The 21,567-nt window shown below is 51.3% G+C and carries 25 protein-coding genes and 2 pseudogenes; 11 read left to right on the top strand and 16 right to left on the bottom strand.

The features are described from left to right. Window positions 1-161 precede the first annotated feature (161 nt). The 6 genes from D1646_RS18315 to D1646_RS18290 form a co-directional block, all read right to left on the bottom strand. Window positions 162-515 (bottom strand): helix-turn-helix transcriptional regulator, encoded by a 354-nt coding sequence (locus D1646_RS18315; RefSeq protein ID WP_160637842.1) that lies wholly within the window; start codon window positions 513-515, stop codon window positions 162-164. Window positions 516-833: 318 nt separating this feature from the next. Continuing rightward, entirely contained in the window at window positions 834-3,215 is a 2,382-nt protein-coding gene (feoB, locus tag D1646_RS18310) for a ferrous iron transport protein B (RefSeq protein ID WP_160637841.1), read from the bottom strand. Between the two features lie 15 nt (window positions 3,216-3,230). Further along, entirely contained in the window at window positions 3,231-3,548 is a 318-nt protein-coding gene (locus D1646_RS18305; RefSeq protein WP_160637840.1) for a metalloregulator ArsR/SmtB family transcription factor, read from the bottom strand. 36 nt (window positions 3,549-3,584) lie between these two features. Continuing rightward, the gene (locus D1646_RS18300) at window positions 3,585-3,998 is read right to left on the bottom strand and encodes a SoxR reducing system RseC family protein (protein WP_160637839.1); all 414 of its coding nucleotides are present in this window, start codon (window positions 3,996-3,998) and stop codon (window positions 3,585-3,587) included. 50 nt (window positions 3,999-4,048) lie between these two features. Further along, entirely contained in the window at window positions 4,049-5,974 is a 1,926-nt protein-coding gene (locus tag D1646_RS18295; protein ID WP_160637850.1) for a heavy metal translocating P-type ATPase, read from the bottom strand. 193 nt (window positions 5,975-6,167) lie between these two features. Next, on the bottom strand, window positions 6,168-6,386 hold the full coding sequence (locus D1646_RS18290; protein WP_160637838.1) for a cation transporter: 219 nt from the start codon (window positions 6,384-6,386) through the stop codon (window positions 6,168-6,170). Window positions 6,387-6,573: 187 nt separating this feature from the next. Here D1646_RS18290 and D1646_RS18285 point away from each other — a divergent pair, with 187 nt between their 5' ends. Further along, a complete protein-coding gene (locus D1646_RS18285) occupies window positions 6,574-6,933 on the top strand; it encodes a metalloregulator ArsR/SmtB family transcription factor (protein WP_160637849.1) in 360 nt (119 codons plus the stop codon). Between the two features lie 10 nt (window positions 6,934-6,943). Further along, window positions 6,944-7,828 carry a helix-turn-helix domain-containing protein gene (locus D1646_RS18280; protein ID WP_160637837.1) on the top strand — a complete coding sequence of 295 codons (885 nt, stop codon included), beginning with the start codon at window positions 6,944-6,946 and terminating at the stop codon, window positions 7,826-7,828. Between the two features lie 23 nt (window positions 7,829-7,851). Here D1646_RS18280 and D1646_RS18275 read toward each other — a convergent pair whose 3' ends face one another. Genes D1646_RS18275 through D1646_RS18265 form a run of 3 tightly spaced genes read right to left on the bottom strand, consistent with a single transcriptional unit; the run spans window position 7,852 to window position 10,291 of the window. Next, window positions 7,852-8,442: an HD domain-containing protein gene (locus D1646_RS18275; protein ID WP_160637836.1), complete on the bottom strand. Its 591-nt coding sequence runs from the start codon at window positions 8,440-8,442 to the stop codon at window positions 7,852-7,854. Continuing rightward, window positions 8,442-9,290 carry an NAD-dependent protein deacetylase, SIR2 family gene (locus tag D1646_RS18270; RefSeq protein WP_160637835.1) on the bottom strand — a complete coding sequence of 283 codons (849 nt, stop codon included), beginning with the start codon at window positions 9,288-9,290 and terminating at the stop codon, window positions 8,442-8,444. The genes D1646_RS18275 and D1646_RS18270 overlap by 1 nt, the downstream gene beginning before the upstream one ends. A gap of 38 nt (window positions 9,291-9,328) precedes the next feature. Next, window positions 9,329-10,291: an NAD-dependent protein deacetylase gene (locus D1646_RS18265; RefSeq protein ID WP_160637834.1), complete on the bottom strand. Its 963-nt coding sequence runs from the start codon at window positions 10,289-10,291 to the stop codon at window positions 9,329-9,331. A gap of 127 nt (window positions 10,292-10,418) precedes the next feature. Between D1646_RS18265 and D1646_RS18260 the strand changes: the two genes are divergently transcribed. The 7 genes and pseudogenes from D1646_RS18260 (at window position 10,419) to D1646_RS18230 (ending at window position 14,204) form a co-directional block, all read left to right on the top strand. Continuing rightward, complete coding sequence (locus tag D1646_RS18260; RefSeq protein WP_160637833.1) at window positions 10,419-10,862, top strand: Rrf2 family transcriptional regulator; 444 nt, start codon at window positions 10,419-10,421, stop codon at window positions 10,860-10,862. After that, the gene (locus D1646_RS18255; RefSeq protein ID WP_160637832.1) at window positions 10,840-11,424 is read left to right on the top strand and encodes a TetR/AcrR family transcriptional regulator; all 585 of its coding nucleotides are present in this window, start codon (window positions 10,840-10,842) and stop codon (window positions 11,422-11,424) included. The genes D1646_RS18260 and D1646_RS18255 overlap by 23 nt, the downstream gene beginning before the upstream one ends. A 22-nt stretch (window positions 11,425-11,446) precedes the next feature. Beyond that, entirely contained in the window at window positions 11,447-12,079 is a 633-nt protein-coding gene (locus tag D1646_RS18250; RefSeq protein WP_160637831.1) for a DUF3786 domain-containing protein, read from the top strand. 65 nt (window positions 12,080-12,144) lie between these two features. Continuing rightward, the gene (locus tag D1646_RS18245; RefSeq protein WP_347565249.1) at window positions 12,145-12,981 is read left to right on the top strand and encodes a P-loop NTPase; all 837 of its coding nucleotides are present in this window, start codon (window positions 12,145-12,147) and stop codon (window positions 12,979-12,981) included. A 2-nt stretch (window positions 12,982-12,983) separates the two neighbouring features. Continuing rightward, a complete protein-coding gene (locus D1646_RS18240; RefSeq protein ID WP_160637829.1) occupies window positions 12,984-13,181 on the top strand; it encodes a CooT family nickel-binding protein in 198 nt (65 codons plus the stop codon). A gap of 21 nt (window positions 13,182-13,202) precedes the next feature. Next, window positions 13,203-13,964, top strand: a pseudogene (locus D1646_RS18235) (AAA family ATPase). Window positions 13,965-14,000: 36 nt separating this feature from the next. Then, the gene (locus D1646_RS18230; protein WP_160637828.1) at window positions 14,001-14,204 is read left to right on the top strand and encodes a hypothetical protein; all 204 of its coding nucleotides are present in this window, start codon (window positions 14,001-14,003) and stop codon (window positions 14,202-14,204) included. A 181-nt stretch (window positions 14,205-14,385) separates the two neighbouring features. Here the strand turns inward: D1646_RS18230 and D1646_RS18225 are convergent, their stop codons facing one another. Both D1646_RS18225 and D1646_RS18220 read right to left on the bottom strand, forming a co-directional pair. After that, complete coding sequence (locus D1646_RS18225) at window positions 14,386-14,934, bottom strand: SLOG family protein (protein ID WP_160637827.1); 549 nt, start codon at window positions 14,932-14,934, stop codon at window positions 14,386-14,388. Continuing rightward, entirely contained in the window at window positions 14,928-15,335 is a 408-nt protein-coding gene (locus tag D1646_RS18220; RefSeq protein WP_160637826.1) for a hypothetical protein, read from the bottom strand. Before D1646_RS18220 ends, D1646_RS18225 begins: the two co-directional genes overlap by 7 nt. Window positions 15,336-15,495: 160 nt before the next feature. Between D1646_RS18220 and D1646_RS18215 the strand changes: the two genes are divergently transcribed. Further along, a complete protein-coding gene (locus D1646_RS18215) occupies window positions 15,496-15,765 on the top strand; it encodes a helix-turn-helix transcriptional regulator (protein ID WP_160637825.1) in 270 nt (89 codons plus the stop codon). A gap of 43 nt (window positions 15,766-15,808) precedes the next feature. Here the strand turns inward: D1646_RS18215 and D1646_RS18210 are convergent, their stop codons facing one another. Further along, the gene (locus D1646_RS18210; RefSeq protein WP_160637824.1) at window positions 15,809-17,218 is read right to left on the bottom strand and encodes a relaxase/mobilization nuclease domain-containing protein; all 1,410 of its coding nucleotides are present in this window, start codon (window positions 17,216-17,218) and stop codon (window positions 15,809-15,811) included. A 108-nt stretch (window positions 17,219-17,326) separates the two neighbouring features. Here D1646_RS18210 and D1646_RS18205 point away from each other — a divergent pair, with 108 nt between their 5' ends. After that, a complete protein-coding gene (locus D1646_RS18205) occupies window positions 17,327-17,569 on the top strand; it encodes a helix-turn-helix transcriptional regulator (RefSeq protein ID WP_160637823.1) in 243 nt (80 codons plus the stop codon). On the opposite strand, the gene D1646_RS18200 is transcribed toward D1646_RS18205, so the two are convergent. The 4 genes and pseudogenes from D1646_RS18200 to D1646_RS18185 form a co-directional block, all read right to left on the bottom strand. Continuing rightward, on the bottom strand, window positions 17,562-18,473 hold the full coding sequence (locus D1646_RS18200; protein ID WP_243154238.1) for a DUF3991 and toprim domain-containing protein: 912 nt from the start codon (window positions 18,471-18,473) through the stop codon (window positions 17,562-17,564). The two genes, D1646_RS18205 and D1646_RS18200, sit on opposite strands and share 8 nt — an antisense overlap. A gap of 118 nt (window positions 18,474-18,591) precedes the next feature. After that, window positions 18,592-19,056, bottom strand: coding sequence for a hypothetical protein (locus D1646_RS18195; RefSeq protein ID WP_160637822.1), 465 nt, complete (start codon window positions 19,054-19,056; stop codon window positions 18,592-18,594). A 179-nt stretch (window positions 19,057-19,235) separates the two neighbouring features. Further along, window positions 19,236-19,574, bottom strand: coding sequence for a plasmid mobilization relaxosome protein MobC (mobC, locus tag D1646_RS18190; protein WP_160637821.1), 339 nt, complete (start codon window positions 19,572-19,574; stop codon window positions 19,236-19,238). After that, a pseudogene (locus D1646_RS18185) lies at window positions 19,571-21,499 on the bottom strand (helicase-related protein); the annotation flags it as partial. The pseudogene D1646_RS18185 and the gene mobC, both read right to left, overlap by 4 nt. Window positions 21,500-21,567: the final 68 nt, after the last annotated feature.

Below are 21,567 nucleotides of genomic sequence, written 5' to 3'. Positions count from 1 at the left end.
ATGAAATAGGCACTTAAACTCTTATCGGCCCTAAACAAAAGTACCGGTGTATCTCCAAAACTGTACCGTAAAAATCGTTTGATTTTTTTGAGAAATCACATCTCAAAATTAACAAATTCTTCACGGCGCTCCTTTCTGGATGCTCATCGGCAATCAGAATACTATTCTTCTGGTTCTTCCTGTAATGTACGAAGCTGCTCCACTAAAAAGTGCATGGTTTTAAGTAAAATTCCCTGGCTCTTTGAATCAAATGAATTAAATATTTCAAGAAGCTGCTGCACTTCGTCAGCAGAGATCATCTCCTTTGTCTGAAAAAGATTGTCTGGTGGGATTCCAAGCCGCTCAGTTAAACGGGTAAGCGTTTCATAGTTTGGTCGTTTTCGTCCTTTTTCTGCGTCTTGGATTGTTTTAACTGACAAGCCGGTTTGTTTTGCCAATTCCTTTTGAGTAAGCCCACAGCGTTTTCTTGCAGAGAAGATGAGATTGCCCAAATGTCCTAAATCTAATCCCGGCATGGCGGTTCACCTCTGATCCAAAATTTCACTGTATATAGAAATGAGGCAAGAGCAGTACCCCCTTGCCTCATTGACGTAAGCTACAATTTTCAACCAAAACGATATTAGTAGTGTACTGTTGCAAAGTCAGCTTTCTTTATTTGTGTGCGATTCATACAAATTCTCCCCATTCCTTATCCCATCACATCTAAATTTGCATTCGTTACAGTTACCGCAGCATTTGTCTGCACTGGCAGTTCTGGAGCTAATAACCGATAGAATAAACAGGCCCGCCACAACCCCAAGGACAACAATACTCGCCAGATTCATCTCAGCCTCCTATACAAGCCCAAAAATCAACCCAACGCCGCGAACAGCAAAGGCAACCATCCATGCGATAACACATTGGGCAATTACAGTACCGACTGCCGCTTTCGTTCCGCCCATCTCCCGTTTAACAGTAGCCACCGCTGCAACACATGGGGTATAGAGCAAAGTGAACACCAGAAAAACCATTGCGGTAAAAGGTGTAAACAGGCTCTCCAGCAGAGATACGTCCCCACCCAGCAGAACGGTCAAGGTGGATACAACGCTCTCCTTTGCGGTAAAGCCAGTAATCAGTGCGGTAGAAACCCGCCAGTCCCCAAATCCCAGCGGAGTAAACAACGGTGCAACCACTCCGCCCAACAGGGCCAAGAGGCTTTGATCTGCGGAAGCAGCTACATTCAGCCTCACATCAAAGGTTTGCAAGAACCAGATCACGATGGAAGCCGCAAAGATGATGGTAAACGCTTTCTTTGCAAAGTCCTTGGCTTTTTCCGCAATCAACTGCCATACGCTTTTTGCCGAGGGGAACCGGTAGTTTGGAAGCTCCATTACAAAGGGAACCGGCTCTCCGCGGTACTTTGTCTTTTTCAAAACGAGGGCATACAGGATTGCACAGACGATTCCCAGGACATATAAGCCGACCATAGCCAGAGCCTGATACTGTTTCGGGAAAAACGCACCAATCATCAATGTGTAAATTGGCAGCTTGGCGGTGCAGCTCATAAATGGTGTCAGCAGGATGGTCATTTTGCGATCCCGCTCACTGGACAGCGTTCTGGTTGCCATGATTGCGGGTACGGAGCATCCAAAGCCCACCAGCATGGGGACGATGCTCCTGCCGGAAAGCCCGATTTTCCGCAGGAGCCTGTCCATCACAAAGGCCACCCGCGCGATATACCCGGTGTCCTCCAAAATGGACAGGAAGAAAAACATAGTCACAATGGTGGGCAGCATACTCAGGACACTTCCCACACCTCCGCAAATGCCATCAATCACCAGGGAGTGGACGACCGAGTTGACCTGGGCGCTGGTGAGCAGGCGGTCAATCAGCGAGATCACTGCGTCAATCCCCAGCTCCATCCACTCTGACAGGGCCGCACCGATAAAATTAAAGGTTAATATAAAGACGAGGGCCATAATTCCGGCAAAGCAGGGAATGGCGGTGTATTTACCTGTCAAAATTCGGTCGATTGCCATGCTGCGCCGGTGTTCCCTGCTCTCATGGGGCCGCACTACCGTTTTGTCGCATAGGGATTCAATGAAGGAAAACCGCATATTCGCAAGGGCCGCTTCACGGTCAAGTCCTGTTTCTTTTTCCATCACAGAAACCATGTGTTCAAAAGTTGTCTGCTTTTCAGTGGAAAGCGATAGCTTCTCCGCAATTAAGTGGTCATTTTCCACTAATTTTGTGGCAGTAAAGCGGACAGGCAATCCTTTCCCCTTCGCTTCCGGCTCCAGCATATGTACTGCGGCGTGGATACACCGATGTACCGCGCCTACCGGATCATGCTCATCGGCACTGGCCGGACAGAAATCCACCCGCCCAGGAACCTCCCGGTGCCTCGCCACATGGAGCGCGTGGTCGATCAATTCTTCGATGCCCTCATTCTTTGCCGCTGAGATCGGAACAACCGGGATGCCGAGAATTTCCTCCAGCTCATTGACCCGTATGGAACCGCCGTTCGCCCGAACCTCGTCCATCATATTGAGAGCCAGCACCACGGGAATACCCAATTCCATGATCTGCATGGTGAGGTACAGATTTCGCTCTATGTTAGTGGCGTCCACAATATTGATGATCCCATCCGGGCGGGTATCCATCAGAAAATCCCTTGTGACAATTTCCTCACTGGAATAGGGAGACAGGGAGTAAATTCCTGGCAGGTCGGTTACAACGGCTTCCAGGTGATTGCGTATTACACCGTCCTTTCGGTCAACGGTCACACCAGGGAAGTTCCCAACATGCTGATTTGCGCCGGTGAGTTGGTTAAACAGCGTAGTTTTTCCGCAATTTTGATTTCCGGCCAGAGCAAACCTGATATTTGCTCCTTTTGGAATTTCGTTCGCAGAATCGTGGAAGTGGTAGCTTCTGACCCTGCCAAGCTCACCCATTCCCGGATGAGCCACAGCCGTTCGCCGCTGTTCGCTGTGTGGCAGAGCCTTTTTTTCGTGGACTTGCTCCACGGTGATTTTCTGCGCCTCGTCAAGCCGCAGGGTCAGTTCATAGCCGCGTAGTTTTATTTGAACCGGGTCGCCCATGGGCGCGATTTTTTGAAGGGTAACTTCTGTTTGGGGCGTCAGCCCCATATCCAGCAGGTGATGGCGGAGCGCACCGCTTCCACCTATGGACAATATATAGGCGCTCTGTCCAGGTTTCAACTGATCCATCGTCATCGTGCAATACCTCGTTTATCGCAACAGAACGTGTTCCGTCCCTTTTTCTATGACCATCCGAACGTGGTCGTCCACCAGGGTGTAGAAGATCATTTTCCCGTCCCTGCGCTGCCTCACCAGTTTATTGGCTTTCAAGAGGCTCAACTGGTGAGACACCGCAGATTGTGTCAGGCCCAGCCGATCCGCCAAGTCGCTGACACAGGCGTCCTGCTCCATAAGAACCAGCAGAATACGCACACGGGTGGGAGTTCCTAACACCTTGAAAAATTCCGTTAAAAAATACAAATCATTTTCTTTCAACTTTTCAAAAGAGCGTGCTTTTTCACTCGGCATTAGAAACCCGCCCCTCCTTGGTACTCCTTATCATCATCATGTAAGAAGCTTAGTAATGATAAAAGATGTTTTTCCACGTTCCTCAAGCAGTCGATCATATCGTTTTGCTGGAATTAGCGCAAGCGCCATACATACTGCTGCGGTAGCAATCTGTATTCCAGTTGCACTTGTAAACAGCGATGCAATCACTCCGCCCAGCACCAATGCCACCATAGGCAGCAAATATACCAGTATTACAATGTACATCACTTCCGCCGTATTGCTTTCCACAATTACTCTATCTCCTGGCTGTGCATCAAGGGGATTTTCGGCCTGCACTATAATTGTAACACTCTCTGTACCGCAACCACCGCATTTTTCACAGTCATGGCCACATGCGGATTCTCTAAGTATAGAAACCTCCGCATAGGTGTGATTGATGATCCTCTTAACCGTTGCAACCTGTGTCATGTTATCCTCTCCATCCGTTACAGGTGTCTTGTTTAGTGTAAAGATGCTTTTTACAGCTTCTTGACAAACAAGCAGCGGATGGCGTTCAACACGGCAAGGATCATTACACCCACGTCCGCGAAGATAGCCAGATACATATTGGCAATGCCCACAGCGCCCAAAATCAGGCAGGCAAACTTGACGCCCAAGGCCATGGTGATGTTCTGATAGACAATCCGCAGACACTTCCGGGAAATCTTGATGGCCTTTGCAATCTTTATGGGATCGTCGTCCATCAAAACAATATCTGCCGCTTCAATAGCCGCGTCCGAACCCATCGCTCCCATAGCCACGCCAATGTCGGCTCTGGACAGCACAGGAGCGTCGTTGATACCATCACCCACGAAGGCCAGCTTTGCCTTGCCGGTTTTCATTTTCAGAAGCTCTTCCACCTTGGATACCTTATCCGCCGGGAGCAGTTCGCTGTAAACCTTGTCGATACCCAAGGAAGTGGCTACCTGATCTGCTACTTTCTTTGCGTCGCCGGTAAGCATGACGGTCTTTTCCACGCCTGCCGCTTTCAGAGAGGAAATGGCATCCTTGGAGTGGGGCTTCACGATGTCGGAGATCACAATATGTCCAGCGTAGGCCCCGTTAATAGCCATATGGATAATAGTGCCGGTCTGGTGACAGTCAATATGCTGGATGCCCAGGTGTTTCATCAGCTTGTTGTTACCTGCTGCCACCTCCACGCCGTCCACCTTGGCAATGATGCCGTTGCCGCTGATCTCCTGGATGTCGCTGACACGGGTGCGGTCCGGCTCCTTGCCGTAGGCCCGCTGCAAGCTCTTACTGATGGGGTGGGAGGACGCACTCTCCGCCAAGGCTGCATATTCTATAAGTTTGGCGTCCTCCAGCTCGTTGTGGTGGATGCCGTTCACTTCAAAAACGCCTTGGGTCAGAGTGCCAGTCTTATCAAAAACCACTACCTTGGTCTGAGAGAGAATTTCCAGATAGTTGGAACCTTTGACCAGGACGCCCTCCTGACTGGCCCCTCCGATCCCGGCAAAGAAGCTCAGAGGGATGCTGATGACCAGCGCACAGGGACAGCTAATGACCAGGAAGGTCAGCGCCCGGTAGACCCAGGTTCCCCAATCGGCAGTCAGGCCCATGCCCAGCATACGGACAAGAGGCGGCAGGATGGCCAAGGCCAGGGCGCTGTAACAGACGGCAGGGGTGTAGATTTTCGCAAACTTAGAGATAAAGTTCTCGGATTTGGATTTGCGGGAGCTGGCATTCTCCAGCAAATCCAGGATTTTGGAAACCGTGGACTCTCCAAATTCCTTGGTGGTCTGGATTTTTAGAACACCCGTCATGTTGATGCACCCGCTGATGATCTCGTCCCCCACCTTGGCCTCGCGGGGCAGGCTCTCACCGGTCAGGGCGCTGGTGTTCAGACTGGAGCTGCCCTCCACAATGATGCCGTCAATGGGGACTTTCTCACCGGGCTGCACTACGATCACGCTGCCGATACCCACTTCATCCGGGTCAACCTGTTCCAGCCAGCCGCCTCGTTCCACATTGGCATAGTCGGGGCGAATGTCCATCAGATCGCTGATATTGCGGCGGCTCCGGCCTACAGCATAGCCTTGGAACCACTCGCCTACCTGATAGAACAGCATGACGGCGATAGCTTCCAGATAGTCTCCATTCTCATAAACGGCCAGGGCCATAGCGCCTACAGTGGCAACAGCCATCAGGAAATTCTCATCAAAGACCTGCCTGTTCAAAATGCCCTTGAGGGCCTTACGCAGGATGTCATAGCCAATGATGAAGTAATCCACCAAATACAGGCCAAATCGCACCCAGCGTCCTGCGGACGGGAACAGGTAACCGTCAATTTGCGCGAATGTTTCCGCCGGAAGGAACTGAAGGCCCAGCAGCATGGCGGCGGCGATCAGAATGCGGGTCAGCATAACCTTTTGCTTCTTCGTCATGCCGCTGTCGGCCCGTGTCCCGATGAAGAAGCGCAAGATTACTGTGGTCAGAATGACAACGGTCAAAAGCCCGTTGATAACAAGCTCTTGCATAGAAAAAACTCCTCTCTACGATTGCTTAACTGTTTATTTGTTCGCTTGTGAAAAGCCCCCCTCAAAACTGCGGTCACGCGTTTTGAGGGGGGCGTTCCGCTTACAGGAAGATCTCGCAGTCCGGCTCCACTTTCTTGCAGGCGGACAGGACGTTCTCCATGACGGCCTTCGGCTCCTGCCCCTCAGCGAACTCCACGATCATCTTCTGGGTCATGAAGTTGACGGTTGCGCTCTGCACACCGGCGGTCTTGCGGGCGGCATCTTCCATCAGGTTGGCGCAGTTGGCGCAGTCCACTTCGATCTTATAGGTTTTTTTCATAAAGGTAATCCTCCTCAAAGAATTTAGGATTTAGTGATTAAGTAGTTGCTTAATCATCTTGGCTGTAGTATAATCCAGTCATAGCCGCAAGTCAATGCCCTTGGAGCATTCCCTGCCAAATGGGCGAAAAGACTTTCCGTTTGGGCGAAGGCGGATAGTGAAGAAAGGAGACTGCACTTTGAATACAATGAAATTGCCCCACCAGCATGGCGAGGGGGAGGACAATGCTTTATTACAGGAGCAGTTAGACCGTGTAGACTATTTTCAGACGGTTGCGGAGGTATTCAAGCAGCTTGACGATACGACCAGGATTCGTATTTTCTGGCTGCTGTGCCACTGCGAGGAATGTGTTCTCAACATCTCCACCATGATGAAAATGTCCAGTCCGGCGGTGTCCCACCATCTCAGGCCATTGAAAAACAGCGGCCTGATTGTCAGCCGCCGGGAGGGGAAGGAGGTCTACTACCGCGCGGCGGACACGGAGCAGGGCCGCCTGCTGCACCAGATGATCGAGCGGGTCATGGAGATCACCTGCCCGGAGATGTGAGGCAGATACGATGGAACATGAATTTGAAAAACTACCTCCGGGCAGTAAACAGGAGCGTATCCCGCTCTTTGCCGGTGTTGAATTATCCTATACCGACATCGTTTCCGATTCCTTCTCCCACCGGCACGAGGCGCTGGCACATATCATACAGATCAATTATTGCAGGGCTGGGCAAATCGTATGGAACATGAAGGATGGGGGCAGTATTTTTCTGAACCCCGGAGATTTTTCCCTGCATACGCTGGATGTCTGCACAGATTCTACAGTTCAGTTCCCCACCGGACAATATCAGGGCCTCACGATCTCTGTTGATTTACAAGAGGTGTCTGTCCACCCGCCCGAACCGATTGCGGAGGCAGAAATTTTCCCTGACCTGCTGCGGGACAAATTTTGTCCCGATCATGCGCCCGCATTTCTGGCAGGGAATGAGCAGACGGAGCATATCTTCGCGGCTTTTTACGGCCAGCCAGAGAAGCTGAGGCTTCCCTATCAGCGGGTGAAAGTCCTTGATCTGTTTCTGTACCTCGCCCGGACGGAGTTTGCGCCCCGAAACGAGCTGACGGAATATCCGCCGGAACAGGTTGCAATCGTCCGGGAAATCCACAGCCAGCTTCTCCGGCACATGGAGCGGAGGATCACCATTGAGGAACTGTCCAAACAGTATTTAATCAATCCGACCACATTGAAGTCGGTGTTCAAGGCCGTCTATGGGGCATCCCTTGCGGCACACATCAAAGAACACCGTATGGAGCAGGCGGCGAAAATGCTGCGGGAGACGGATATGAGCATTGCCGCGATTGCACAGGCTGTCGGGTATGAGAGCCAAAGCAAATTTACGACTGCTTTCAAAGCAAAGTTTACAGAGCTTCCCACAGAATATAGAAAAAAATGCTGAGATATTGTTACTCCATGTAATATTCACAGGCAAACTTCTAACAATTTAGCCCTAAATTCCAGTGTAGCCTTTGCAAAATCCACCATTGCCCCGGCTTGATCTGTGCGGAGGTATTTCACATCTAAGGCATTTGATCCAAGCCGGAACCGATCCAAAGCGTCAGCATCCTTAAAAATCTGATACAGCAAGGCAGCGCGGGAATCATCCGCGAATTGCTCTTGGAGTACACGCAGCCCCAATTTATCATCTTGATCGTGGTACGCTATGATGAAATAGGTGCGTTTATCATAAGAAAGGCTGCTGGCTGCACAAGACTCCCGGTAATAGTCCGCTGCCCGCTGCCCATGCCCAACATCCAGCCAGTCATTCTGGCGGCGTGTATCGTGAAAAATTGCCGCCATACCAAGCGCATCTAAATCCTGGGCTGGGAGGTGGAGCTGTTCCGCTATCACCAATGTATACAGCAGAACACGGGCACAGTGGGCTTTTGTATGGATTGGACTTTCAGCCAGCGAGAAAACTACATTTTCTTCCATGAATCGAATCCATTTCCCAAACCGCTCACAAATTTTGGGCCACTCGGCCAGTTGAGAAAGATATTCCTGTAAATTCATTACCCCACATTTTCCACGATGGCGTTGATCGCAGCGCCAATATCTCCGTCTATCCCGATGGATTTTTCTGCAATTTCAGGCGGGATAAATACCTCACCTTTGTTGAAGGTCACATAGGTGGCGTAAGGTTCGGCAGCAGCCAACTCCATCAGCGGCCTTTTGATAAGCTGGTTACGCCAGCCAACGCCAAATTCCAGAATCAACAGCTTTTTGTTGTGATATTTCCGCACAAAGTTTTGATACTCAGCCTGTTTTCGCTGCCACACTGCCGACTGGAAAAACGACTGATCTGCTGCCATGTGAATTTTCATATCACCGCCGCAATGCGGACACTTGGGTAAAAGCGCCGCAGAGATAAGGCCGTCCTTTTCTGCGTTTGCCATGCGCGTGATTGCTTCTTGATTTGGATACACGGCTTCATGACACCCGCGCTCACAGCACATTTCAGTAAACTTGCCCTCAATCTCAAATACCTGTTCCGGCGCAAAACCCGCTGGGACAAAGTGATCCTCTCCGTTAGATGTGACCACATAGTAAGCCTTGCCTGCCACTAACCGATACAAATTCAGCATCATCCGGCTGGGCTGGACATCAACGGACTTTCGATAGACCAGGCGGCTCCAGAACACCCACTTTTCCTCCTGAGAGGGAAACTGGAAAAACGCGCCTTGCAGGACGCTGTGAATTCCGTACTTTGCCCGGAAATCTCCGAAATTCTCCTGGAACCAGCGGTCGTCTGCAAACAGGTTGAACCCTTCTGAAATGGACAGCCCATTGCTGGCTCCCATCAAAATGGCATCTGCCTCTTGTAATGCGGAGAAAACTTTTTCATAAACACGGTTACTCATGATAACACCTCAATAGATCATCTTTGGAAAATATCCGCTTATTTTATTGCATCTTTCACATCTTTGAGGGCAACTCCAATATCACCAAGAATAGCTATGCCCTTGTCCTCGATCTGCTCCGGCAGAAAATCATACTTCTCATTAACAGAAACATAGTAGGCACCCGGCAGGCTAAGTGTCAGATTCCAGAACGGCTCTTGGATGAACATGGGTGTCAGACGGCCTACGCCAAGCTCTATAAAGAGCAGCTTCTTATCTCTGTTTCGCTGAATGTAATCAGAAATTTTCTGGTATTGTTCCTCATATTTTTTGCCCTGTAAAAAATTTCCATATCCCCGCACCCAAGGGAATGCTTCCGCTCCGCAATGCGGGCAGCGAGGAATCATCTCTGTTGGAATGCTGGTCCCATCGCCCATTGCTTTGATCATTTCTTCAACCGGCTTTACTGCATCCCAGGTTTCGTCACAGCAGCATTGGGAACATTGAAAAAAACGGTGATCTCCTTGAATTTCGCTCACCTGTGCATCTGCGTATATTTTCATAAACTGTGTATCTTGGTTGGTTGTCAGGATATGAAAATCCTTACCACGCAGAATCTCATCCAAAATAATATAGGGCGCTCTCACTGGCGCAGTCTGTGTGGTATGCAGAAAGGTCGCAATATAGCCCCAGTGTTCTTCCCGCGAATCGAAGCCGCGCATCATACCATCAAAGGCTCCCTTAAATCCATACTTGCTGGCATATTTACCAAAATGCTGCCGGAAAGACGGCGTATCCCCATAGTAGAAATCGCCGCCTCCCGCCGCCGACAGGCCAGAGGCCCCGCCGACTATAACACAGTTTGCCTCCTTTAGCTGTCGGGCAAATTCACTGATTTGCTCCTGATAGGGGATGCTCCTGCGTTTACTCAGCTTGACCGGCGTATTTCCAGCAGCGTATACGCTATAGTATCGGGAATAATTCATCTGCGCCTGTGTTACTAAGTTTTCGTAAAAACTCATTTTCTTTCACTCCTATCAATTTCTATTTGACAACTCTTTCACAACATGCTATTTTATAAACAACACCTTGTTGCGTAGTATATCATGCTAATTTATAAATTGCAACATGTTTTTTGGAGGGCAACCAATGAAATATTCTACACGCCTCAGTGATGCAGTTCACCTGCTGCTGTTTGTCCATCTCAATTCTGGACAGCCCCTGTCCAGTGAAGCGATTGCAAAAAGCATCTGCACCAATCCCTCCTATGTGCGGCAGATGATGGCAAAATTGAAAGCCGCTGGTCTGCTCAACAGCAACCGCGGGCAGGCAAAACCTTCCCTGGGGCGGGCGGCGGAAGATATTTCACTGCTGGATGTCTACCGGGCCGTAGAGGGAGAGAAGCGGCTTCTTCATCTGGATACACACACCAACCCGGACTGCGGCGTCGGCGTCCATATTCAATACGCATTGCAGGGCTATTTTGATCGGGTACAGCAGGAAACGGAAGGAGCAATGCAGCAAATAACGCTGCAAAATGTTCTTGACACATATCATCAGGAGATTTCGTATGGCGGACACACGGAAAACTGACCGCAGGACTGTTTACACAAAAAAGGCCATCGGAGACGCCTTTCTGCGGGTCAAGCGGTTCAAAGAATACAATACAATCACGGTTGCGGATATTTGCCGCGAGGCGGAAATCAGCCGGGGAACCTTCTACGCACATTTCAGCAATATTTCGGAGGTGTTGGATGCCCTGCTGGATGATGCGTTCGCCAATATGGATTATCTGCGGAACTATATGGCCGCTCCAGACGCCGGCACCGGACCGCAATGCACCTATCCATTCTGCCGGTTTGTCCGGGAGAGCAAGGAACTCCGCTGTATTTTGTTTGACGATGCGCTGGATCATATTGTAATAAAAAAGCTGGCGGAGCTTTATAAGGACGATTTTATCTGTGAGATACAACGCATAGCCGGTTCCCTCTCAGCGAAAGAAGCGGAAGCATTGTTTTATTTCCAGATCAACGGCTGCTTTGCGGTCAGCAAGAAATACAGCAATCTGGAAAACGGAGAATTGTGTCCAGTCCAGAATATGATCGACCGCTTTATCAAGGGCGGGATCAGCAGCTTCCCCAAACAGACATCTTGAAGTCAGGAGGAATATTTTTGATATGGCAGTGAAAGAAAACCGGGCCTTTTCCGAGATGCTGGCAGTGGCGCAGAGCCGTCTTGCGGGGCGCTCGCCTCTGGAAATTGCGGAAAAGGCCCATGTGACATTCGTCCAGGAACAGCAGGTATTTTTGTTTTCCAGTTTGGGTGAGAATATCATTGTCCATTATCCGTCCTACACGATAGAACCGCAGTTGGAGGAATGGCGCCATCTGGTGATCCTGCATTACCTGGAGATGGCGGACGGGACGCCATTGAACCAGAGATTCATTATCTTCGGCGAACTGCGGGACGGACTGGTTCGCGGCGGTGGGTTTGACCGCACCTGTGAGCAGGCGATGGCCCTGTATTTTGGAAAAAAGCCGCTGGAAAACTTGCAAGCGGTCTGTACCGCGTTGGGTGCGAAGCTGGAAAATTCCAACGCCGATCTTTGCGCGGTCCTTCCGTTTCTCCCGCAGTACCCGGTAACATGGAAACTTTGGCTGGCCGAGGAGGAGGATGAGATTGACGGCTCCGGGCGGCTGTTTCTGGACGGCAGCGCTGACCACTATTTGTCCATAGAGGACGCTGTAACTGTTGGCACGATCATCTTAGACCGGCTCCAACGGCAATACGAAGCAATGTTCATTGGTTGAAAGTTCTGCACATCTTTTTGATTTCTGTCTAATTCCGCACATATTCCAGAAAAACGTCCAGGACTATATCCCCCGCCGGGGGTTGTAGTCTTGGACAATTTTTTTATAATGAGGGCATCTTACGAACGAATGGAGGAACCACTATGAAAATAGCGATCTGCGGAAAAGGCGGCTGCGGAAAAAGCACCACCACCGCTCTGCTGGCAAAGGCACTGGCCCGCGCTGGAAAGCGGGTGTTGGTCGTTGATTCGGATGAATCCAACTATGGCTTGCACCGCCAGCTTGGGATGGAGCGGCCCAAGGACTTCACCGCGTTTTTCGGCGGCAAGGAGAACGTGCTGAAGGATATGATGCTCTCCAATTTTGCCCACAAATTCTTTGACGGTCCCTGGTCGCTTTCAGACATTCCAGGAGGTTACTGCGGCGAAAAAAACGGCGTAATGCTCATGGCCAGCGGAAAGATTCATCAAGCCAACGAGGGCTGTGCCTGCGTAATGAATGATGTTATAAAACAGTTTATTGCCAACTTGCAACTCACTAAGGCCGAATTTGCTTTGGTGGATATGGAGGCGGGCATTGAGCATTTTGGGCGTGGAGTGGATAACGGCGTTGATCTGCTGCTGATGATTATTGATCCGTCCTTTGAATCCCTGCGGCTGTCAAAGAAAATCCAAGAGTTGGGTGCAAGCATTGGCAAGCCAGTCTGGTTTGTTCTCAACAAGGTTACAGGCGATACGCGGCAGGCCATGGTAGAAACTGTTGCAGATTCAGGGAAAATTGCGGCAATCCTGCCAGCCGATCCGCAGATTGCCGCTGCGGGACTGACCGGTGCAGAACTGACAAAGCATTGTCCCGATATACAAGAGTTGGCGCAGGAATTGATTGCAGGAGGTCTGGTATAAAGATGTGTCTTTCGACAATTTATAGGGGCGAGCGGCATCCCAGCCACATTGTTCTGAAAAACGTTGCTCATATCCGCTGTGAAGATGGCATGGTCATTTTTACAGATTTGATGGATCGTAAAATGGCCGTGGAGGGAGAAATCTTGGAGGCGGATATGATCAGCGGATATTTCATTGTGAAAGAATCTGCGGCATCATAAATATGAGAAAGGGGCAGAAAAATGGCTCATGTCATTGCAATGGCGGGAAAAGGCGGTGTAGGCAAAACAACTCTTTGCGGGCTGTTGATTCAGTATCTCTGTGAAACAAAACGGTGGCCAGTACTGGCCGTAGATGCTGATGCTAACTCAAACCTGAATGAGGTGCTGGGGGTAGAGGTCGAGAGTACCTTGGGAGAAGTGCGAGAGGAGATCGAGCGGGCTGGTTTTGACGGCCTCCCAGTGGGAATGCAGAAAAGCACTTGGGCGGAGCTGCGACTAAATGACGCATTGGTGGAGGAAACCGCCTTTGACCTGTTGGTTATGGGTCGTACTCAAGGTCAAGGATGCTATTGCTTCGTTAATGGCCTTCTCCAAACTCAGATGCAAAAGCTGGAGAAGAACTATCGTTACATTGTGGTAGATAACGAGGCGGGATTGGAGCACATCAGCCGGGGCCTGCTGCCCAACATGAATACCACCATCTTGGTCAGCGATTGTTCCCGCCGGGGTGTCCAGGCTGCTGGCCGGATCGCATAGCTCATTAAGGAGCTGTGTTTGAAAACAGAGCGTGTGGCGCTGATTGTCAACCGTGCGCCTAATGGGGAGCTGAATGAGGGAACACGGGAGGAAATTGAAAAGCAAGGCTTGGAGCTGCTGGGGGTTGTCCCCCATGATAATCTGGTCTATCAGTATGATTGTGATGGACGTCCCACGGTGACGCTTCCTGTGGATTCCCCCGTTCGTAAAGCGTTGCAGGGGATTGTTGACAAACTGTGGCTGTAAGTTGATCTTTTTTCAAGAGTAGGGAGGTATTGAAAAATGAGCATTCTCGGCGGATGTGAAGAAAAGAACAAGACGCCTGTGCTGGATGAGCGTGTTTGTCCCAACTGTGGTAATGAGGTGGAAGTGTTCACCGTTAAGGGGCGGTTGATTGACGATTTTGCTTGTGCGTGTGGGTATGTGTTCCAGAAAGAGGAGCAGATCGTCCCGAAGGTCAGGGATAGCAATGCTCCGCAAACGTAGGCCAGCAATGTTTTAGGAATATCCTTTTGGATATTCCTAAAACGCTGGTTGGGGTCCCCCCAAGCCCCGGACTGGCCGCGCTGCGTCCAGTCGAACACGCCTAACGGCGTGGCTTTGCGCTCCCGTTGGTCGCTCATTCCTGCACATCTGCGCAGGAAATACGGGGCGCAGTCGCGCCCCGTCAGGAGTGTGCCGGTCCCGGCGCAATATCACTATGGGAAATCAAACGAGTAAGAGGTTCGATTACGATAATCTCCCGGCCCATCTTCTGCGCATATCGCACAGTCGCCGCTGTTCCGCCGCGCCGTTCTCCGTTGTAGATAGCCAGAAGAGCAGCGGCGTGGTCTACTAAAAAGCGGTTACGCTCCAGCATACAATTTTTGTGGTAAACCCTGCTGACGTAGACGATAGAATCCGCCCTGTCCAGAATCGAATGATAAAGGTCCCGCGATGAAGCTGACCACTTGTCCGCCTGCTCTTTGCAGGGGAGGATACAGTGGAGCTTGATCGCGGGATTCTTCTCTCTCAGGGAAAGAACAATAAGGGAAAACCATGTATCGGTGGCCTCCGCCATCCCGGACAGGAATTGTGTGAAGCCAACATTGACCAGGGCGGCAATCTGCTCCGCCAGCACCGCTTTCAGCGCAATGCACCGGCTGTCCGTTTCGTCATACCGCCACGGAAATTTGTTCGGACGGTGGCCGGTGATCGCGCAGCAATTTTTTAACACGTTTTGTCCGCCTCTGCGTAGCGGTCCTGGTAGTCTTGGATATACTCATCCAGGTATTCCAGGTACTCGGTCCCGCCGCCCTCCATCCGCTCCAGAATGGCAGCAATCTGACGGCGGCACTTTACTTTTTCACTCTCTGTCATGATGCGGGATTCATTGAGGTGGGTAGTTGAACGAGGGGCAACAATATCGTTGATGATGTCATTAAACAGGTTGTCCAGCATGGTTTCCGGCGTGTCAAGCTGCTCCGCACCTGCCGCTCCGGGTTCATCGGCCACGATCCAAACATAGCCGATTTTCTTGGAGTAAACTATATCAAAATAGTCCTGCCCATCAATGTAATTCTCAAAGGCTTTGAGAATGGCGTCCAGTTCTTTTTTTACATCGTCTGTATAAATCATAACAACTTAACCTTTCTTTTCAAAAAATGTATCGTGTCAGGTTTTGTACCCCGTTCTGCCCGCAGAATCAAATTATACTACTGCTTATATCTATAAGCGAGCAATTAAGGGAATATTGGTAAAATGACAGTGAAATTTTGCGTCATTCTTGGAGATTGCTATGTCAAAGCTATTGGGCAACGAAATATTGGGGGAGAATATAAAACGGATACGGCTTGCCCGTGGGCTGACACAGGAGCAGACCGTAGCCAGATTGCAAGTGCTGGGTTCTCCTTTGAGCCGCAGTACCTACTCACTTATTGAAATGGGGCGGGGCAATATCTTTGTAAATGATCTGGTCGGATTGCGGCAGGTATTCAATGTCAGCTATGAAGAATTTTTCAAAGATATACCGCCCTCCCGCAGCTCCAAACAATCACCAGATAAATAAAAAAACAGCACCCTGCCGGTGGGCAAGGTGCTGTTTTGCTTCGTCACCGCTCCGGCTTCTGTTCTCTATTCTGTTCCTGATCCTCCGGCACTAAACCGAGGATTTTATCCACGTTCTGTTTCGCCGTCCGATAGGCGATCATATCCTGCCGGAGCACCTTGTATTCTGCGTACTCCTCCTGCTTCTCCGCCAGCAGAGCGGCGTACTGCTCGGAGAGCTGGGCAACCTTCGGAATAGGCTTGCCGCCCAGGGCGTCAAAGGCTTTCTTCGCCGCCTCATGCTGGGCAATCTCCGCCCCATGCTCGGCAAGAAATTCCTTCTTGTGGCGGGACTTCTTATAGGCGGCGTAGACCTCCCGTGTTTTGGAGTAGTTGATGATGTGGGTCTTTAGCTGGGCGGCCTCGGCCATCCGCGCCTCCAACTGCTTGATACGGCGGGAAACATCATCAAATCTGGCTCCGGCCTGCCCTGCTCTTGCGGCCAATTCATCATAGTCGGTCAGGTCATTTTCAATCAGGAAGTTAAGGGTTTTTGCCGCCTCCTTCAGATTGAAAACCTTCGCCCAGCGCTCATAGCCAGCGCCCTTTCCCGCCGCCATCTTCGCTTGAATGTCGATCAGGAGGTTAATCTTCCGGCCTGTGCGCTGCACAGGCTTTTTTGCCGCCGCAGAGTACCCGCGCCGGGTGGTGCTGCGCTCCCGCAGGGCCTCCTTGGTATAGTCGGCCCCCAGCTTATAGGAACGGGTAAAACGGTCCCAGCCGGGGGCACGGAAAGACAGCAGTTTGCCCTCTTTGACTTCATAGCCCTCGGCCCGCATCCTATCAAGAAAATCATCATAGCTCCGACAGTCAGGGATCACCCGGTCAATGGTCTGGCGTAGCTGCTCCTTATGGCTGGTTCCATATTTCGCCGCCGCTATCTCTTTCTGCTTTTTGGCACTGGGCTTCGGGTCCTCGATCACAGAGAGGCCATGCGCCCTGCATAGATCGTCATTCAACCGGCGCAGAACCAGATAAGAGTTTTTGACGTTCTTAAACTTGCCATCGCAGTTAATGTTGGTGCTGTTAAACTCAATGTGCGTGTGAATGTGCTTCTTGTCAACATGGGTAGCCACTACAAATTGATGCTGGCCGCCTGTGAACTTCATAGCCAGCTCATAACCGATCCGGTTAGCTTCCTCCGGGGACACCTCACCAGGCTTGAAGGATTGGATAACGCGGTACATGATAACATCCCGCTTGGGCGGCTGCTTTCGCCCGGTAAGCTGGTGATAAAGCAGCTTGCTTTCCTCAAACTCCTTTGCGGCGGTTTCCGGGGAACACATAAAGGATGATACCAACTCGCCGTCCTTGGTCTTTTCGGCTTTCTGGTCATAGTCACGCCGCTCTGTCATAGATTGCAGGCGCGTCCGGTTCTGCATCGTTTTCCGGGGGAGTATGTTTGAGATCGCCACCTGTTCCTCCTTTCAAAACAGGCTACGTATAGCCTAAATAGTAGCATGGGTAGCCTACTTTTGCAAGAGCATTTTAGTATGCTGGAAGAAAAAAGGTAGGGCCTTGCTATGGATACTGTGTCAGCCATCCGGGACAGAATTTTGCACTTGTGCGCGGAGCGCAACATCACGATCAATAAACTTGCGACATTATCCGCTTTGCCGCCGTCCTCGGTGAAAAATATCTTGTATGGCAGAAGTCAGGACCCTAAAATTCTGACGATCAAAAAGATTTGTGATGGACTGGATATTACGCTCATTGCCTTTTTCAATTCGCCAGAATTTGCCGCGCTGGAGCCAGAGATTAAATAGATGCCTGTCGTACTCCTTCCCGCTGCCGTTGCTGTATTTGAGCAGATTTGACCTGACAGAGAAATTCGTTGTAGTCCTTCCCATACTCCGCAGGCGGCGGGTTGTGGTAGATCAGCGTCACCCTCTTGGATAATTCCGGGTCCTCTTGGATTGCCTGCTCCAGCCGCTCTATGCCCAACGTCCCGGCCTTGTCGTTGTCCAGACACAAGCTGACCTGCGTGATCTTCGGATGGTCATGGAGGAATTGGAGCATGGCGCGGGGGGCGGTCCCGCCAAGAGAAATATAGTGGCTGCTCTGCCAGTCGCCCCCGTACAGTTTTACCAGCGTAGCCAGCGATAGAGCGTCAATAGGACTTTCCGCGACAGCCAGCCGGGGACACGACCGGTCAGCCGCAGGGAGGGAAAAATTATACCGTTTGTCGCTTCCCTCCACATCTATCCGAAAGTTGTCCCGTGTTCCCCGGAGACAGGCGAACCGGGCGCGGCCTGTTGGGTCCCGGCCTACGAATACGCAGTTATGATACCTGCGGCTCTCATAGAGCGTACCGGCTTTGAAACACGCACCCATTATGTCCGGGTCTATGCCCCTGCTTTGAAGATAGGATACTATCGCCGTGGCACACCGGCTTGCCGCTGGCAGCGCAAACGGCTTTGGAGGCTTCGGTTTTGGCCGCTCCGATGGCGGTGGGGAGCGGTAGCCGCACAGGGCTTCCACCGCTCCCACAAAATCCATCCCTCTGACTTTAATCAGATAGTCCAGCGCCGTGCGGCCTCCAACCCCCCGGCTGTTCCAGCACCATTTCCCGTTTGAGATTTTGAGACTGTCATGGGTGCGGGTACAATATTCGCTGGGGCCGCTTCGTTTCAGCTCATGCGGCTCATAGGTTTGCAGATAGGATAGCAAATCCCACTCCTTCGCTTTTGCAATCTGTTCTTTGGTTACTCCCGGCAGCGATACCACCTCCTGAGAATAAAAAATCAGGGGCCTGCACATTTGCAAGCCCCTGTGATAAGGATGTAACCTATTCGTCTTTTGTAAGTACCATCCAAGATTTCCCGTATTGCTCCTGGCAGTATGTCTCGGAAATATCGGTGCAGCTATACAGATTGTTCACTATGTTGGGGAACGCGCTCGCTTCAAGGAAAGCGTCGCTCTCCATATCATAAATCCAAAACTGCTCATCCTCCAAGGCAAACGCATCGTCAAGCGTCCGATAGACCAACCCGGCGGGAGGACGCGGCAGAGCGTTCACCAGTTGATCGAACTGCTCTTGTGTGACATTGAGAGAAACATTGGTGAAAAATATTGTAATATAATCAGGTTTTAGATTGCCATACTGCGCAATCTCACCTTGAAAAAGTTCTACTTCCGCCGTCTGAAAAGTACCGTTCCCTTCAACAGCCCAAGCAACTTTCTCTTTTAATACGCACTCCTTCGGCGCTTCCACAAGCTCAAATTGGCTTAAATCCAACTCCATGCCATCCATACTGTGATCTCACTTTCATACAAAATGTGATGTATTAAAGTCATAATATCATATTGTACACTACATTTCAACACGCTGGCAGTTAAATGAATCACTGATAGTAGCAAATTCACTCCAAAGAAGCATAAAAGAGAAAAGGCGGCGGAAGCGTAAAACACACGCTCCCGCCGCCCTCCTTGTCAAAGGTCCTCAAATTTCCGTATCAGGGCATATACCTCATGCCAAACCCGGTCATAGCCCTGCCGCAAATCCTCCACATCCTGGGCATAGAGGTTGCGCGTTTCATTGCATCGTCGGGTGATCTGGTTCACGTTGCTGGAGATGGAGCGGAACAGCCTCACCAGCTCCTTCACACACTCCATATCCAAATGGACGATATACCCATCCACCGCCATCTTCCGCAGATACCCCCGCAGATTGGACGTGTCCAGCAGGGCCATTTTCTGGTCAATCACCTCCTTTTCCTCTGGGGACACCTTTGTGTAGAGGCCAATGGTTCGGCCCTCGTTCTTCCTCACAGCACCGCCCCCCGGTGATGGCTTTTCTCGGTGCCAGCGGCTGCCGGGGCAGGTGGCGTGTAGCTTTTCAGCGCCGCCCGGATGGACGGTTTATCACCCTCCGTTATGGGCGGGACAGAATTGACCTGCGGCGGTGTTCCTCCGTCCTCCTGTCCCGGCTCCGCAGCGTTGCCCTGATCCCGTTCCTTACCGTCATTGTCCAATTCTGCGTTCAGTTCGGAAAGCCGGGCTGATTTCTTCGCCAGTTCTTCCAAGGGCCGCGCCGCTTCTTCCTTTGCGTTTGCCAGATTGCCCTCCAGCGTGGTCAACCCACGTTTTTGCCCTTCCAGACTTTCCGCGATCTTCTCCAGTGCATTATTGATGCGGATCACATTCCCCAAAGGCTCATCCGCCAATTCCGCCGTGTAGGTGAGATTCTGCTTCATTGAAACTATAAACTTTTCACCCTTTAGCTGAACTCTCATGGGGAAGCCCCGGAACTGGCCCAAATCAAGGGGCTTGTCCGGTTCGGTCATACTCTTGCAGGCGGCAAGGATAGCCTCGCCCGCCGCTTTCCGCTCTGTGTAGGTTTTGCCGCAGACGGTCATAGAAAAAGCGTCGTCCCTTACCGGGTGCATATCCCGAATCTGCATATCTTCCGTCAGCGCCCGGATGAACATTCTGGCCTCCGCCATCTTCTGGGGGTAGTGCTTGATTACCATATCCTCCATTTCATATTTTTGCGCCATGTGGTTTGCTTTCAGCATTTTCAGCTTGGCAACCTGGATGTCCAGCTCCATCTTCTCCTTGATTCGGGGATCGCCGGTAGCCAGCATTTTGACCTCCGCATAGGAGAGAGCGGTGGCGTCCACGTCCTCAATGGAGCGCGCCGGGGATTTCCCGCTCATGATCTGTCCGATGAATTTCTGCTTGTTCTCCACCAGCCCCCAGTTGTAAGCGTCAAAGGTGCCCTTGGTGACATAGCGGAATATTTTGACCTTCTTATTGTCGTTGCCGCGCCTCACGATCCGTCCGGCCCGCTGCTCCAAATCCGCGGGGCGCCACGGGCAATCCAGGTCATGGGAGGCGACCAGCCTTTTTTGCACGTTGGTCCCGGCGCCCATCTTCTGTGTACTGCCCAGCAGAACGCGCACCTGGCCGGAACGCACCTTGGCGAACAGCTCCGCCTTTTGCGCTTCGGTATGGGCGTCGTGAATAAAAGCGATTTCTTCCGCTGGCACACCTTTAGCAATCAGCTTCGCACGAATATCATCATATACGCCCATTTCCAGCTTGACGCCCTCGGCATCTTCCTCTACCTCGTCCGGGTTCTGTCCCATCACCATTTCAATGACCTTCTTTACCATTGTCTTGCCTTTGCCGGACTTTTTGCTTTCAGACCGTCCTTTTGGTGTGGAAAGGTCGCAGAAAACAAGCTGTGCGCCCTTGGTGGGTGTGCTTTCCTGCCAAATTTCAAATACGTTTTTGACGCAGGCGTTGACCTTGCTGTTGGGATCGTCCCCCAGCAGGGGATTCATAATGCGCTGGTCAAGGGCCAGCTTGCGCCCATCGCTGGTAATTTTGAGCATATTGTCCACATTGGGCTTTACATCGCCATTGCGGACAGCCTCGGCCCGTTCTGCCAAAGACTGCACCATTTCCTTCTGCGCCGCGCTGGGTTCGGTGGTCACAGTGATATACTCGGCCTCCGGCACAGGGAGCTTCAGCATCTCCGCCGTCTTGATATCGGCGGCCTCTTTCCAGAGGTTCATCAATTCCGGGAGGTTATTGAACCGGGAAAACCTTGTTTTGGAGCGGAATCCCGTGCCCTCCGGCTTCAACTCTACTGCGGACACCTTCTCACCGAACATCGCCGCCCAATCATCAAAGTGGCTCAGTCCCGCTTCCTCCAGCATATCAAATTGCAGATAGCGCATCATGGTATGAGGTAAGCACCACATGGGCACTCCCTCCCGAACCGTGCGGGCACCTCTCGATGCACACGGCTCTCCGT

Origin of the sequence: Pseudoflavonifractor sp. 60 (genome assembly GCF_009911645.1) — a bacterium.
Classification (GTDB): Bacteria; Bacillota; Clostridia; order Oscillospirales; family Oscillospiraceae; genus Lawsonibacter.
This window is presented reverse-complemented; position numbering and strand designations above follow the sequence as displayed.

Excerpts from the sequence above, each read along its gene's own strand:
- D1646_RS18315 (WP_160637842.1), bottom strand. The coding sequence starts at position 515 with ATGCCGGGATTAGATTTAGGACATTTGGGCAATCTCATCTTCTCTGCA.
- feoB (WP_160637841.1), bottom strand. The coding sequence starts at position 3,215 with ATGACGATGGATCAGTTGAAACCTGGACAGAGCGCCTATATATTGTCC.
- D1646_RS18305 (WP_160637840.1), bottom strand. The coding sequence starts at position 3,548 with ATGCCGAGTGAAAAAGCACGCTCTTTTGAAAAGTTGAAAGAAAATGAT.
- D1646_RS18300 (WP_160637839.1), bottom strand. The coding sequence starts at position 3,998 with ATGACACAGGTTGCAACGGTTAAGAGGATCATCAATCACACCTATGCG.
- D1646_RS18295 (WP_160637850.1), bottom strand. The coding sequence starts at position 5,974 with ATGACGAAGAAGCAAAAGGTTATGCTGACCCGCATTCTGATCGCCGCC.
- D1646_RS18290 (WP_160637838.1), bottom strand. The coding sequence starts at position 6,386 with ATGAAAAAAACCTATAAGATCGAAGTGGACTGCGCCAACTGCGCCAAC.
- D1646_RS18285 (WP_160637849.1), top strand. The coding sequence starts at position 6,574 with ATGAAATTGCCCCACCAGCATGGCGAGGGGGAGGACAATGCTTTATTA.
- D1646_RS18280 (WP_160637837.1), top strand. The coding sequence starts at position 6,944 with ATGGAACATGAATTTGAAAAACTACCTCCGGGCAGTAAACAGGAGCGT.
- D1646_RS18275 (WP_160637836.1), bottom strand. The coding sequence starts at position 8,442 with ATGAATTTACAGGAATATCTTTCTCAACTGGCCGAGTGGCCCAAAATT.
- D1646_RS18270 (WP_160637835.1), bottom strand. The coding sequence starts at position 9,290 with ATGAGTAACCGTGTTTATGAAAAAGTTTTCTCCGCATTACAAGAGGCA.
- D1646_RS18265 (WP_160637834.1), bottom strand. The coding sequence starts at position 10,291 with ATGAGTTTTTACGAAAACTTAGTAACACAGGCGCAGATGAATTATTCC.
- D1646_RS18260 (WP_160637833.1), top strand. The coding sequence starts at position 10,419 with ATGAAATATTCTACACGCCTCAGTGATGCAGTTCACCTGCTGCTGTTT.
- D1646_RS18255 (WP_160637832.1), top strand. The coding sequence starts at position 10,840 with ATGGCGGACACACGGAAAACTGACCGCAGGACTGTTTACACAAAAAAG.
- D1646_RS18250 (WP_160637831.1), top strand. The coding sequence starts at position 11,447 with ATGGCAGTGAAAGAAAACCGGGCCTTTTCCGAGATGCTGGCAGTGGCG.
- D1646_RS18240 (WP_160637829.1), top strand. The coding sequence starts at position 12,984 with ATGTGTCTTTCGACAATTTATAGGGGCGAGCGGCATCCCAGCCACATT.
- D1646_RS18230 (WP_160637828.1), top strand. The coding sequence starts at position 14,001 with ATGAGCATTCTCGGCGGATGTGAAGAAAAGAACAAGACGCCTGTGCTG.
- D1646_RS18220 (WP_160637826.1), bottom strand. The coding sequence starts at position 15,335 with ATGATTTATACAGACGATGTAAAAAAAGAACTGGACGCCATTCTCAAA.
- D1646_RS18215 (WP_160637825.1), top strand. The coding sequence starts at position 15,496 with ATGTCAAAGCTATTGGGCAACGAAATATTGGGGGAGAATATAAAACGG.
- D1646_RS18205 (WP_160637823.1), top strand. The coding sequence starts at position 17,327 with ATGGATACTGTGTCAGCCATCCGGGACAGAATTTTGCACTTGTGCGCG.
- D1646_RS18195 (WP_160637822.1), bottom strand. The coding sequence starts at position 19,056 with ATGGATGGCATGGAGTTGGATTTAAGCCAATTTGAGCTTGTGGAAGCG.